This window comes from Bryocella elongata (assembly GCF_900108185.1).
GTDB classification, from domain to species: Bacteria; Acidobacteriota; Terriglobia; order Terriglobales; family Acidobacteriaceae; genus Granulicella; species Granulicella elongata.
In genome coordinates, this window is sequence record NZ_FNVA01000006.1 from 318,728 (window position 1) to 332,402 (window position 13,675).

Consider the following 13,675-nt stretch of genomic DNA (forward strand, 5'->3'; position numbering starts at 1 on the left):
GCAGCGGAATGCTACACCCGGGCTGCCATGACGTGCACGAAGATTTTCTCCGCAATGCAGAAGTGGCCCGACGCGGGTCGGGTCACTTCTGCATTGCGATTGGAGATGGGCGTGAAGCTAACGCGATGTGCCGGTCTTCGCGAGGCCGCTGATCTGGACAAGCGGATCTTCGCTGGGCTGTGCGAGCTCCGGACGCTGGATCGATCGCGGGCCGAGCATGGTGACATGCGGAAGCGGGCCGCGCACCATCGCGACTTCGTCGCAGGCGTAGAGGCGCGGGCAGGTCTGACAGTCCTTGTAGATCTTGTCGGGCATGGCCGTGCGATCGGCCATGCGAAAGCCGAGGTGCTCGAAGTAGTCGGGGATGCGGGTAAAGAGGCAGACGCTGGTGACGTGATGCTCTTCGCCTTCAGCGATGAGGGCTTCCAGGATGGCATCGCCAGCACCGAGGCCGCGACGGTCCTGACGAACGACGATGGAGCGCACTTCAGCGAGGTGCGGTCCATAGAGATGCAGCGCGCCGCAGCCCAGGAAGTCGACCTCGCCGGTCTCGGGATGATCGCGATAAGCGACGGTGAAGTCGCGGATGTTCTCGCAGATCTCGGCGAAGCTGCGCTTCAGCAGCGTACCGTCGCCGGAGTGAGCGTTGACGAGGTCGAAGATGTTCTGCGCGTCTTGCAGATGGGCCTTGTGCACGCGCAGCGGGGCTGCTGCGGGTTCGGTCGCAAGCTGGCCGAGATCGACGGTGGCGAGATCAGTCATGCGAATCCTCAACGGAGGAGATGCCAGATGCTAGATGCGAGATGCGAAGCCTGGCTGCGGCGAGAGCGGTTGCTACCTGATGGGTTGCGGTGCCCCCGGTGACGTCGTGGCAGTCGAGCGTGGCCTTGAGCGAGATGGCGTCGAAGACGTCAGCGTCGAAGGCTGCGGAGAGGGTGCGAAGGTCTTCGAGCGAGAGAGCGTTGAGCTCGACACCTTTCTCAAGGCCCATGCGTACGGCGTTGCCAACGATCTCATGCGCTTTGCGGAAGGGCACGCCCTTGTTGCTGAGATAAGTGGCGGCGGCCATGGCGTTGAGGTAGCCGGTCTCGGCGGCGATGCGGAGGTTCGCGGTCTTGAACTTGAGCGCGCGAGTGAAGTTCGGCAGCACGGAGAGCAGGCCGGCGAGCGTGTCGGCGATGTCGAAGATCTGCTCCTGGCCTTCCTGCAGGTCCTTGTTGTAAGCGAGGGGCAGGCCTTTGACGAGCGTGGAGAGCGCGGTGGATGCGCCGAGCAGGCGTGCGCTCTTACCGCGAGCAAGCTCGGTGAGGTCGGGGTTCTTCTTCTGCGGCATCGCGGAGCTGCCGGTGGAGAAGGCCTCGGGCAGCTCGATGAAGGCAAACTCGTTGGTGGCGTAGAGGGTGATCTCTTCGGCAAAACGGGAGATGTGAACGCCCAGTGTTGACGAGGCCTGCGCGAAGTCGAGCATGAAGTCGCGGTCGGAGGTTGCATCCATGCTGTTCGCGGTGGGAGCCGTGAAGCCGAGAGCCTGCGCCGCGATGGTGCGATCGAGCTTGAGCGTGGCGCCGGCGATGGCTCCCGAGCCGAGCGGGCAGAAGTTCATGCGCGCGCGGGCGTCGGCAAAGCGCGAGAGATCGCGCTCCAGCATGGAGACGTAGGCCTGCAGCCAGTGCGCGATGAGGACAGGCTCGGCGCGCTGCAGATGCGTGAAGCCGGGCATGACCGCTTCGCCGGCTTGTTCGGCGAGGGTGAGCAGGGCATTGGCCCACTCGATGAGGTCGAGGATCGTGAGGTCCATCGCGCCGCGCACGAAGAGGCGCATGTCGGTGGCGATCTGCTCGTTGCGGCTGCGGCCGGTGTGGAGCTTGAGGGCGAGGCCGCCGACTTCTTTGGTGAGCTCGAGCTCGACGAAGTGGTGGATGTCCTCGGCCTGCGGCGCGGAGGCGACGATGGCTGCGCCGACCTGGGCGTCGGAGACCTCGTAGTCGATCTGGCCGCTGGTGGCGGAGATGCGGTTCGACCAGTTGAGGACGCGCTCGCCGACGCGGGTGAGGCCGGCGAGCATGTGCACGAGTTCCTCGGGCGTGAGGACGCCGGCTGCGGCGATGGCGCGTGCGTGGGCTGCGGAGGCTGCAACCTCCTGCGCGAGGAGACGCCAGTCGAAGGGGAAGCTGCGCTGCCACTGCTCGAAGGTACGGTCGAGTGGCTCGCGGAAGCGGCCGGACCACATTTTGACGGGTTGTTGCGTGTCAGACATTGCTTGTTGCTTTCTTGAGCCTTTGCCTACGGCCATTGTTGCGATGCGAGCGAGACGCAGATTCCCTTCGGGAATGACAAACAAAAGGGAATCCGGAACATAAGAAGCTACCGTCGCGTGCGCTTGTGGTTGGCAGGCAGCTTCTTCGCTCCGCCGAGGAGCATCAGCGTGATCGCTTTCTGTGCGTGCATTCTGTTCTCGGCCTGGTCGAAGACTACGGACTGGGGGCCGTCGAGGACTTCGTCGGTGACTTCGGCGTTGCGGTGGGCGGGGAGGCAGTGCATGAAGACCGCGGATTCGAGCGCCTTGGACATCAGCTCGGCGTTGACCTGGTAGGGCTTGAAGATGGGAGCGCGTTTGGTGGCTTCGTTCTCCTGGCCCATGGAGTAGACGGCGTCGGTGTAGATCGCATCCGCGCCTGTTGCGGCCTTTGCTGCGTCGTGGGTCAGGGTGAGCGAACCGCCCGAAGCTTCGGCGATCTCGATGGTCTTGTGGATGATGTCGAGGTTGGGCTCGTAGCCCTTGGGCGTGGCGATGGTTGTGTGCACGCCGAGCAGGGCGCCGGCAAGCATGAGCGAGTGGCAGACATTGTTGCCGTCGCCGACGTAGGCGAACTTGAGTCCTTCGACGGAGCCGAAGCGCTCTTCGAGGGTCATGAAGTCGGCGATGGCCTGGCAGGGATGCTCGAGATCGGAGAGCGCGTTGATGACGGGGACCTTGGCGTTCTCGGCCATCTCGGTGACGGTGTCGTGCGCGAAGGTGCGCAGGACGATGACGTTGGTCCAGCGCTCGACGTTATGCGCGACGTCGGGGATGGACTCACGCTCGCCAAGGGGCTCGCCCTTCTGGTCGACGAACATGGCGTTGCCGCCGGTGGTGTTCATCGCGACCTCGAAGGTGAGGCGTGTGCGCAGCGAGGGCTTCTCGAAGAACATCACCATCTGCTTGGCGTCGAGCGCGTGGCGGAAGTCCTCGGGCTGAGCCTTGACCGTGTGGGCGAGCTCCAGGATCGCTGCGAGCTCTGCGACCGAGAGGTCGGCAATGGAGGTGAGGTCGCGGCCCATGAGGCCCTTGGCGACCTCGGTGTAGGCTGTGTCGGACTGGATGCCGAGCGTAACGGCGCGGGAGTTGATCGGGATCGTTTTGTCCATGGGGGTAGCTTTTCGCTTCTAGCTCCTAGCTGCTAGCGTTCGTTCTCGGCTCTCGGTGGTACGTTCTCAGTGGCCAGTTCCCAGTTTCCCAGATGCCAGGTTCAATTGGTGGCGGTGAGGGCGGCGTCGGTGGATTTGACTTCCTGCTGGGTGAACAGTTCATCCAGCGCAGCGATGGTCTGGTCGACGTGCTCGCGAGTGATGAGGAAGGGCGGAAGAAAGCGCAGCACGGTCTCATGCGTGCGGTTGAGCACGATGTGCTTTGCGAACATGCCGTCGAGCACGCTCTTCGCCACATCAGCCGAGTGCATCTCGACGCCGAGCATGAGGCCCATGCCGCGAACCTCTGCGATGCTTTCGTGCTTGCCCTTGAGGCTGTTGAGTTGGGCGATGAAGTAGTTGCCGATCTCGGCGGCGTGATCGAGCAGCTTCGCGTGCTTGATCTCGTCGATGACGGCGATGGCGACGCCAGTTGCCAACGGGTTACCGCCGAAGGTGGTGCCGTGCATGCCTGGAGTAAAGGCGCGCGAGGCTTCCTCGGTGGCGAGCATCGCGCCCATGGGTACACCGCCAGCGAGCGGCTTGGCCAGCGTGGTGATGTCGGGCTGAATGTCGTAGTGCTGATAGGCGCACCACTTGCCGGTGCGGCCCATGCCGGACTGGATCTCGTCGAGCAGCAGGAGGGCGCCGGTGGAGTCGCAAAGCTCGCGCGCGGTGCGCAGGAACTCTTCGCTGACGGGATTGATGCCGCCTTCGCCCTGCAGGACTTCGATGCAGACGCCGCAGACCTCTTCACTGAAGGCAGCCTTGAGGGCAGCAACATCGTTGAAGGGGATGTGCACGACGTCGGGCATGACGGGCTGGAAGGGCTCGCGGTAAGCAGCCTTGTGGGTGGTGGCGACGGAGCCCATGGTGCGGCCGTGGAAGCTGTTCTCGAGCGCGATGAAGCGTGTGCCGATGTGCTTGCCTTCCGCGCGGAGCAGGCCGGCGTGGGCGCGGGCGAGCTTGAGCGCGGCCTCCCAGGCTTCGGTGCCGGAGTTGCAGAAGAAGACGCGGTCGAGGCCGGTCATCTCGGTGAGGCGCAGTGCGAGCTCCGTGGTGTTCGCGTTGTAGAAGAGGTTCGAGGTATGGATGAGCGACTCAGCCTGCTTGGCGAGCGCGTTGGTGATGACGGGGTGGTTGTAACCCAGCGCGCAGACACCGATGCCGGAGAGCAGGTCGAGATAGTCGTTGCCCTGGTCATCGCGGAGGTAGACGCCATTGCCCGAGACGAACTCGATGGGGTTGCGTGCGTAGGTCTGCATCAGCAGCTTGGATTCGGCGGCCTGGAGATCGGCGAGGGGCATGGGGTGACTCCTTGGGGCGACGTTGTACGTGGTGCGATGTTGGGTGTTGGGTGTTCGGTGTTGGGCGGGATCGCTCGGATCCCAACATCCAACACCCGACACCCAACAACGGTCAGGCGGCGATGACTTCGGTGCCGTCTTCGACGCGGGAGTTGACGAACTCGGTAAGCAGCTCCGCGCGGTTGGCCGGCAAGATTCGGACTCGCTTCACGCCGTGCAGCAGGGCGTTCTTGCAGGCTTCGAGCTTGGGCAGCATGCCGCCGGTGATGACCGCGTTCTGCTCGAGCGCGGGCAGCTCCTTCAGCGAGAGCCAACGCATCACGTTGCCGTCCGCCCCCTTCACTCCGGGAACGTCGGTGAGGAAGACCAGGGCCTCGGCGTTGGTGGCGACGGCGCAGGCCGAGGCCATCTCGTCGGCGTTGATGTTGTAGTACTCGCCATCGAAGCCGAGCGCGATGGAGCTGATGACGGGCACAGCGCCCATCGCCCAGATGGCGTCGAGCCAGCGGGGATCGGTCTGCGCGATCTCGCCGACGAAGCCCAGGTCTCCGACGGCGGGGTCGGTCTGCTTCTTGCGGGCGCGGAAGACGTGACCATCGCCGCCGGTGAGGCCCATGGCGGACTGTCCAGCCTTGGTGAGCGCGGCGACGAGCGTCTTGTTCACGCGGCCGCCGAGGACCATGAGGGCAGCGTCGCGGGTCTCGGCGTCGGTGATGCGGAGGCCGGAGACAAACTCGCTCTTCTTGCCGATCTGCGCAAGCAGCTTGGTGAGCTGCACGCCGCCGCCGTGGACCACGGCGACCTTGTGTCCGTCATTGACGAGGTCCGCGATGGAGCGCGAGCAGCGCTCCAGCAGCTCCGGGTCCTGCAGCGTTGCGCCGCCAAGTTTGACTACAAATTTCATGTGAACTCCGAGATGCGATCTTTACTGCAGGCCGTCGGCTTCATGGAAGCCGGCCATCAGGTTCATGTTCTGCACGGCCTGTGACGCCGCGCCCTTCAACAGGTTATCGAGGCAGCTGACTACCAGCAGGCGCTGCTTGTCCGGTGCGAGCTGGAAGCCGATGTCGCAGAAGCTGGAGCGGACGACGTGCTGAATCTCCGGCAGCATCGGGCTGGTGCGGACGCGGACCATCGGAGCGTCGGCGTAGAAGGTGTCGAAGATCTCCTGCACGGCAGCGGTCGTGGATGGCTGCGAGAGCTTTGCGTAGACGGTGGACATGATGCCGCGCGGGATGGGCAGCAGGTGCGGCGTGAACTGGAACTGGCTGTTGTCGAGCGAAAGCTGCTCGAGCATCTCGCCGGTGTGGCGATGGCCGAAGGGAGCGTAGACGGAGAGATTGTCTGCCGCGTGCATGAAGTGTGTGTTGGCGGTCGGGCTCTTGCCTGCGCCACTGACGCCGCTCTTCGAGTCGGAGATGATGCCGCGATCGAGGTCCAGCACGTTGGCGCGGACGAGGGGCGCGAGCGCGAGGATGATCGACGTCGCATAACAGCCGGGATTCGCGACGAGGCGGGCTGTCTTGATCTGAGGCCCATGCAGCTCAGGGGAGCCATAGACGGCCTCACGCTGCAGGGCAGCGCCGATGGCGGGGTCCGGGTCGGTGAGCTTGTAGATGGCGCGGTTGGCGTCCTCCTGCAGCCGCCATGCGGCGGAGAGGTCGATGACGCGGATGCCGTGCTTCAGCGCGACGGGCGCCCAGCTGCGGGCCTCGTCGTGCGGTGTGGCGAGGAAGAGGATGTCGATTTTTTCGCGGGCCAGGGCCTCGAAGTCGAATGGGACGAGGGTGAGCTCGTCGGCGTGGGGCAGGTGCGAGAGCTGCGGATGCAGCGAGGTCAGCGTGACGGGCGCGGCGGAAGCATCGGCGCCGGCACGGCCGAGCAGCATGGGCGGCGTGTTCTTGAGCCGCGGATGCGAAAGCAGCAGGCGAGCGAGCTCCGCGCCAGCGTAGCCGGTGACTCCGGCGATGGCGGTGCGGAGCGTGGACTTGGTGCTGGGCTCAACGGTCTGCGTAGCAATATCGATGTCGAGTTGTGCGGTAGCGGTCACGTCTGGATGCCTTCCGGTTCAGGCTTCGGTCAGCTCGCAGGGCATGCTAACGGATGCATGCGACAGGCGAGAGAAAGGGACGGTGTGGGAGAGATTCAGGGTGCGGGCCTCATGTGCGGCGCCACCCGGTCTTGCCGGCCTACGCAAGGTAGGCCTCCATTCGCCTGCGGAACTCATCCGCATTGCGAAGGTCGGGGCAGATCACCAACACTGTATTATCGCCCGCGATGGTGCCGATGACCTCATCGAATTCCTCGTAATCGATCGATGCGGCGACGGGCTGGGCTCCGCCCATGGTGGTGTGAATCACGATGAGGTTCTGAGCCTGCTTCACGCCAGTGCCAAAGCTTTCCAGCATGCCAGCGATGGACGGGAGCTCGTTCTCTTCTGACTCGCCTTCGGGAAGCTCATATCCGTCCGGACCCTTGAGCAGCTTCAGCTCGCGGATGTCGCGGGAGAGCGTTGCCTGGGTGACGTGGATGCCGCCCTGAGCCAGCTTGCGGCGCAGCTCGTCCTGATTGGTGACGGAGGTCTTCACCAGCAGGTCCTTGATCGCGTTGTGCCGAACTGTCTTCATGGGTTCCCGTGGAGCCTGAGGTCCGGGGAGGTGTATCTCCCGGACGGACGCCTGAATCTAAACGCAAAAACGTGACGCCGGAGCGCCACGCGTGATGCATAAAGTCTCAGTCACTATGTATAAATATTCATGGCCCAGATGTCAAGTCATCCGGGCGCCGGGCTGGAAAAGCTGTGAATCCCGTCTTTCGGGGGCGCATATTTCACGTGGAATGGCTGAGCGAGGATGGGTCCGGTTGGCCCTGTCTACAAGGGAATCGCGGGATCTTTGAGCGGAAGCTGAAGCGTGAGGAGTGCGTCAAGCCGTTGTCCTTGAGGGTCTCGGCCTTTTTCCCGGGAGGCCATGTTCGGAAACGCAGAAACGGAATAATATAACAATCATGGCCTTGTCATCTTCTCAGCGACAAGGGTCCGATCCAGAGGGTTGGACCCCCGAGCAGCAGTCTCTTTCCGCCGCCTCTGTAGCGGTGGCCGCTCCCCGGTCGCTTGCTCCGAAATCCCTGATTGATTCGCGATTTGATCACGATTCCTGCGGCGTCGGTTTTGTCGCGCAGAAGGACTTCCAGGCGAGCTACACGATTCTGCAGCATGCACTTACGGCGCTCTCGCGGCTGGAACATCGCGGCGCGGTGGCGTCGGATGGAGCTTCGAGCGACGGTATCGGCGTGATGGTTGCCGTTCCGCGGGCGCTGCTGCTGAAAGAGACAGGCATTCAGCTGGCTGACAACGAGGCCCTGGGCCTGGGCATGATCTTTCTGCCCGCTGCGGAGACCCGCGCCGAGGCTGTGATCGAGGAGAGTCTCGCGGCCCAGCAGCTCAAGGTACTTTGTTGGCGTGACGTTCCAACCCGCCCGGAGATTCTTGGCGAGATCGCCCTGAGCACCATGCCGAAGATCCGGCAGGTGCTGGTGGCGGACGCCAGCGGACGTCCTTTCACGTTTAACCCCAATCCCCAGGCCGAGGAGTACACGGACTCGATCGAGCGCCGGTTATACCTGGCGCGCAAGCAGTTCGAGCGCGCGGTCGATCTGGGTGAGACCGAAGGGTATATCTGTTCGCTCTCGGTGCAGACCGTGGTCTACAAGGCGATGTGCCTGGGCCGGCTGCTGCCGGCGTTCTTCCCTGACCTCGAGAATCCCGAGTTCGTCACGCCGTTCGCGGTCTTTCATCAGCGCTATGCGACCAACACCCTTCCGGCGTGGCATCGCGCGCAGCCGGGCCGCAAGCTGGGGCACAACGGCGAGATCAATACGGTGTGGGGCAATCGCAGCCGCATGCTGGCGCGCGATGCGACCTTGCCGGTGGAGTGCAAGCCGGTCCTGACCAAGGACGGCACCGATTCGACCTCACTGGACGAGACGATTGAGCTGATCAGCCAGAACGGCCGCACCATCGCGGAAGCCATCCGCATGCTGCTGCCGCCCGCAGGTTCGGTGCGCCATGACGGCAACGAGAGCCCGTTCCTGAGCTACAGCACCGGTTGCTCCGAGCCGTGGGATGGCCCGGCGGCGCTCGCGTTCTCGGACGGCATCGTCGTGGGTGCGGCGCTGGACCGGAACGGCCTGCGGCCTTGTCGCTACGCGATCACGAGCGATGGGGTAGTGGTGGCGGGCTCTGAAGCTGGCCTTGTGGACCTCGATCCGGACAAGATCATCGAGTCCGGCCGCCTTGGTCCCGGCGAGATGCTGGGCGTGGATATGGCCGAGGGCCGCATCTATCACAACGATGCGATGCTCGATGCGTTCGACGCCAAGGCTCCGTACGCGACGCTGATCGAGCGCACGCCGCTGGCCCCGGTGGAGAAGCCTGAGCTGGCTTCGAACCTCGCAGAGTTGCAGAAGGGCTTCGGCTATACCAAGGAAGACCTGAAGATGATCCTGCAGCCGATGGCTGCGACGGGCAAGGATGCCGTGTGGTCGATGGGCGACGATACGCCGCTGGCGTTCCTCGCGAAGTCGCCGCGCCCGCTGTATGCGTACTTCCGCCAGCGCTTTGCCCAGGTAACGAATCCTCCGATCGATTCGCTGCGTGAGGCCATCGTGGTGAAGCTGAGCACGCGCTTCGGCCCGTGGGCTCACCTGCTGGACAAGAACGCTCCGCTGCCGGGCATCTCGCTGGACTCGCCGTTCCTTTCGCGCGGGCAGATGCAGGCGATCCGTGCGGGTGAATATCCGCATGCGAGCGAGTTGCGGCTCGAGGAGGTCTCGTGCCTCTTCGCTCCGGAGAAAAATCTGGAGCAGGCCGTCGATGATCTGCGGGCCAAGTCCGTGGAGCTGGTGCGCAATGGAGCGAAGCTGCTGATCCTGACGGATCGCGGAGCAAGCGCACAGGCGATGCCGATCCCCATGGCGATGGCCACGGGCGCGGTGCATGAGGCGCTGGTCGAGGCCGGCATGCGCACGCTGTGCGGCATTGCGGTGGAGGCGGGCGACTGTCGCGACATCCATCATGCGGCGATCATCCTGAGCTACGGCGCGGGTGCGGTGTGTCCGTGGCTGGCGCTGGAGACGGCTGCGAGCTTCGCAGGCGAGAAGGGCTTCCCGGAGAACACGGACGGCGAAAAGCAGCTGCTGAAGTCGCTCGATGCGGGTCTGGCGAAGATCATGTCGAAGATGGGCATCAGCGTGGTGGACAGCTACCGCGGCACGCACCTGTTCGACATCCTCGGTTTGCACCAGAGCATCATCGCGAAGTGCTTCCCGCGCACGCCGGCGCCGCTTTCGGGCATTGGCTTTGCGGAGCTCGATCGCCGCCTGCGCGAGAGCTGGGGCGCGACGCCGGGTGAGTCTGCCGCGATCGACCTGCCTGACTACGGCTGGGTGAGATTCCGCAAGAGCGATACCGCGGAGCCGCATGCGTGGCAGCCTCCGACGGTGAAGGCGTTGCAGACGGTAGTGGGCAGTGCGCGTGGCGCGGCTCAGGCGTCCGATCCTTCCGCAGCGTTCCAGATCTACAGCCGCAACATGGATGTCGGCGAGGCCAAGCATCTGCGCGACCTGTTGGAGATTCGTCCCGCGGGCGCGGAGCTGGCGCTCGAGAGGGTGGAAGGGCCGGACAGCCTGTGCACGAAGTTCATTGCCAGCGCGATGTCGCTGGGCTCGCTGAGCCCGGAGGCGCACCAGACCATTACGGCAGCGATGAACATGCTTGGCGCTCGCTCAAACACGGGCGAGGGTGGCGAAGATCCTGCGGTCTATCGGCCGCAGGGATCAGGGTCCAGGGTCCAGGGCCCAGACGGCGGAGATCTCGTGGCTGCCCATGCGGGTTCGGGCGGCGCAGCTGTCGCTGAGGTCGTGGCAGCTCCCGCGGTGCACACATCGCTGAACAACAAGATCAAGCAGATCGCTTCGGGGCGGTTTGGCGTTACGGCCGAGTACCTGGCGCATGCGGAAGAGATCGAGATCAAGGTGGCGCAGGGAGCGAAGCCCGGCGAGGGTGGACAGCTTCCGGGGCACAAGGTCTCTGGCCTCATCGCACGGCTGCGTCATGCGCAGCCGGGGGTGAGTCTTATCTCGCCGCCGCCGCACCATGACATCTACTCCATCGAAGATCTCGCACAGCTGATCTACGACCTGAAGCGCGTGAACAAGAGCGCCGCGGTAGGCGTGAAGCTGGTGAGCGAGTTCGGTGTGGGCACGGTGGCTGCGGGCGTGGCGAAGGCTTATGCCGACTACATTGTGATTGCAGGCCACGGTGGTGGCACCGGTGCTGCGGCGCTTTCGTCGATCAAGTACGCGGGCTCGCCGTGGGAGCTTGGCCTCTCCGAATCGCAGCAGGTGCTGCGCGCCAATGGCATGCGTGAGCGTGTGCGTCTGCGTGCGGATGGCGGCATCTCCACCGCGCGCGATGTGCTGGTGGCAGCGTTGCTGGGTGCGGATGAGTTTGCGTTCGGCACCTCGGTGCTGGTGGCGCTGGGCTGCGATATGGCGCGGCAGTGTCACCTGAACACGTGTCCCACGGGCATCGCCACGCAGCGAGAGGATCTTCGCGCGAAGTTCCGCGGCAAGCCGGAGCATGTGGTCACGTTCTTCAAGCAGCTTGCGGGTGATCTCCAGCGGCTGCTGGCGAAGTTCGGTCTGCCGAGCCTTGAGGCTGCGACGGGCCGTGTGGATCTGCTGGAGCAGGTGCGCTTCGATGGCAACATCGACCTGACACCCGTGCTGGCCAATGGGCACGGCGAGGCATGGCATGGATCGCCGGCACGCTGGGGCGGCGGGCTGAACAAGCGCCCGGGCGAGGACCATCCGCTGGACGATCCGTGGACGGCACCTGCGCTGGAAGCTGTGGCGAAGGGTGAGCCGTTCCACGTGAAGTCGCACATCACCAACGAGCATCGCTCGGTGGGCGCGCGGCTTTCGGGTGAGCTGGCGCTGCTGCGTGCCAAAGGCCAAGTGGACAAAGCCGATGTGACCTTCGAGCTGGAAGGCACGGCAGGCCAGTCCTTCGGTGCCTTCACGGCTGCGGGCGTGAAGCTGATCCTCACCGGCCAGGCCAATGACTTCGTGGGCAAGGGGCTTTCGGGCGGCGAACTGGTGCTGCGCGCGGTGGGCCTTGCTGCGGAAGACAGCCACGATCACGTGCTGCTGGGCAACGTCGCGCTCTATGGTGCGACCGCTGGCAAGCTGTTCGCAGCGGGACGTGCAGGCGAGCGCTTTGCGGTGCGCAACTCGGGCGTGACGGCGGTGATCGAAGGCATTGGCGACCACGGCTGCGAGTACATGACCGGCGGCATGGCGGTGATCCTTGGTGAGGTGGGCATCAACTTCGGCGCAGGCATGACCGGCGGCCTCGCGTGGGTGTACGACAAGGCAGGCACGATGGTCAGCGGGACTCGCTACCACGATGAGTTCCTTGGTGCGCAGAGCTATGCCGAGACCACGGAAGCACAACAGGCCACGCTGTACTCGCTGGTGCAACAGCAGGAGTCGCTGGCGCACAGCAAGCTGGCAATGCGGCTGCTCAGCAACTGGGCGGAGGAGAGCGCGAAGTTTGTGCTGTTCACTCCGAAGCCGCAGTAGGGGCAGTGAATAGTGAATAGTGAAGAAACGCAACGGCGGCCTTTGGGCCGCCGTTGTTGTTTCGCCAGTTCAAGCGAAGCGCGTAACCCCGCTGCTTGTAGGGGACAGCGACTTTTGCCGACAGTGGACACACCCACTAGTTCTGAGTGCTGAAAGTCATTGATTGTCCGTGTAATCAGCGGAGTTGAAAATCAGGGCGAAGAGTTGATTGGTACTCTATGTCATGTTCAAAGCGCTTATCGACACTTGCGTCTGGCTTGACCTTGCGAAGGACCGGCGTCAGGCTCCTCTCCTCGACCTGATCGAAGAGATGATTCGATTAGAAATGCTAGTGCTGATTGTTCCTCGCATAGTGCTCGAGGAATTCAAAAACAATAAGGTGCGCGTGGCTCAGGAGAGCAGCAAGAGCTTGTCCGCCCATTTTCGTCTAGTGAAGGAGGCGGTAAACAAGGTCGGCGGCGAGAAGGAAAAGCTCGACTCTGTGCTCGCGTACCTAGATGACGTGAACTACAAGATTCCTCTCATTGGGGCCGAGGCTGCCAATACGCTCGATCGTGTTCAGCAATTGATGGAGCGTTCAGAGATCATCGAGGCCTCGAAAAGTGCTCTATTGAAAGCAGCGGACCGGGCTATCGCAAAGACGGCTCCGTTTCATCGCAATAAGAACTCAATGGCCGACGCTATCATCATCGAGACGTACGCCCAGGCTCTGCTACAGAAGCCCACAAAAGGGACTCGCTTCGCATTCGTTACTCACAATAAGTCGGATTTTAGTGCCGAGCAAGGAAACCAAAAAGACCCACATCCCGACCTGGTTGATCTGTTTTCGCCAATCAAGTCTCTTTACTTCATCAACCTTCGCGACGCGCTCAGGCGCATCGATCCTAAACAGCAACTCGACTACATGCTGGAGCTATCGTGGACAGATGAACCGCGTGGGAGAACCGAAATCTCCGAAGCGGCCCATCTCCTTTGGAACCAGGTCTGGTACGACCGCCATCAACACCTCCGTGCGATCGAGGAACAAGAAGCGGCTAAATCCGGGCGTGAAGCAGTGATTGCAGGACAAGAGGCCGCTAAACGAGTTGAAGAGGAGTTCGGTCTCGAAAACCTTGGACCCTGGACAGATTTCGAGTGGGGAATGATCAATGGGAAGCTGTCCGCCCTTAACTGGGTCATGGGCGAAGAATGGGACATGCTCGATACATAGTTTGCTCCGCTGGCGCCGCTTGGCTATTGCCGCTGCGGCACAACATTCAACTAGACGCAAACGGGTT

At 63.3% G+C, this 13,675-nt stretch carries 9 protein-coding genes; 2 read left to right on the top strand and 7 right to left on the bottom strand.

Translation table 11 applies throughout. The features are described from left to right. Positions 1-117: 117 nt before the first annotated feature. From C4S68_RS17345 to C4S68_RS17375, 7 genes are all read right to left on the bottom strand, one after another. Positions 118-762 (bottom strand): GNAT family N-acetyltransferase, encoded by a 645-nt coding sequence (locus C4S68_RS17345; RefSeq protein ID WP_103934352.1) that lies wholly within the window; start codon positions 760-762, stop codon positions 118-120. Continuing rightward, entirely contained in the window at positions 755-2,257 is a 1,503-nt protein-coding gene (argH, locus tag C4S68_RS17350; protein WP_103934353.1) for an argininosuccinate lyase, read from the bottom strand. Before argH ends, C4S68_RS17345 begins: the two co-directional genes overlap by 8 nt. Before the next feature lie 107 nt (positions 2,258-2,364). Further along, positions 2,365-3,408 carry an ornithine carbamoyltransferase gene (argF, locus tag C4S68_RS17355; RefSeq protein ID WP_103934354.1) on the bottom strand — a complete coding sequence of 348 codons (1,044 nt, stop codon included), beginning with the start codon at positions 3,406-3,408 and terminating at the stop codon, positions 2,365-2,367. A 101-nt stretch (positions 3,409-3,509) separates the two neighbouring features. Beyond that, positions 3,510-4,754, bottom strand: a complete 1,245-nt coding sequence (locus tag C4S68_RS17360) for an aspartate aminotransferase family protein (protein ID WP_103934355.1) — start codon at positions 4,752-4,754, stop codon at positions 3,510-3,512. A 112-nt stretch (positions 4,755-4,866) separates the two neighbouring features. Further along, positions 4,867-5,658, bottom strand: a complete 792-nt coding sequence (gene argB / locus C4S68_RS17365) for an acetylglutamate kinase (protein WP_103934356.1) — start codon at positions 5,656-5,658, stop codon at positions 4,867-4,869. Between the two features lie 21 nt (positions 5,659-5,679). Further along, positions 5,680-6,804 (bottom strand): N-acetyl-gamma-glutamyl-phosphate reductase, encoded by a 1,125-nt coding sequence (argC, locus tag C4S68_RS17370; protein ID WP_327333818.1) that lies wholly within the window; start codon positions 6,802-6,804, stop codon positions 5,680-5,682. 139 nt (positions 6,805-6,943) lie between these two features. Beyond that, positions 6,944-7,381: an arginine repressor gene (locus C4S68_RS17375; protein ID WP_103934357.1), complete on the bottom strand. Its 438-nt coding sequence runs from the start codon at positions 7,379-7,381 to the stop codon at positions 6,944-6,946. Positions 7,382-7,760: 379 nt separating this feature from the next. Between C4S68_RS17375 and C4S68_RS17380 the strand changes: the two genes are divergently transcribed. Further along, positions 7,761-12,398, top strand: a complete 4,638-nt coding sequence (locus C4S68_RS17380; protein ID WP_103934358.1) for a glutamate synthase-related protein — start codon at positions 7,761-7,763, stop codon at positions 12,396-12,398. Between the two features lie 208 nt (positions 12,399-12,606). Next, positions 12,607-13,608, top strand: a complete 1,002-nt coding sequence (locus C4S68_RS17385) for a PIN domain-containing protein (protein ID WP_200821585.1) — start codon at positions 12,607-12,609, stop codon at positions 13,606-13,608. Positions 13,609-13,675: the final 67 nt, after the last annotated feature.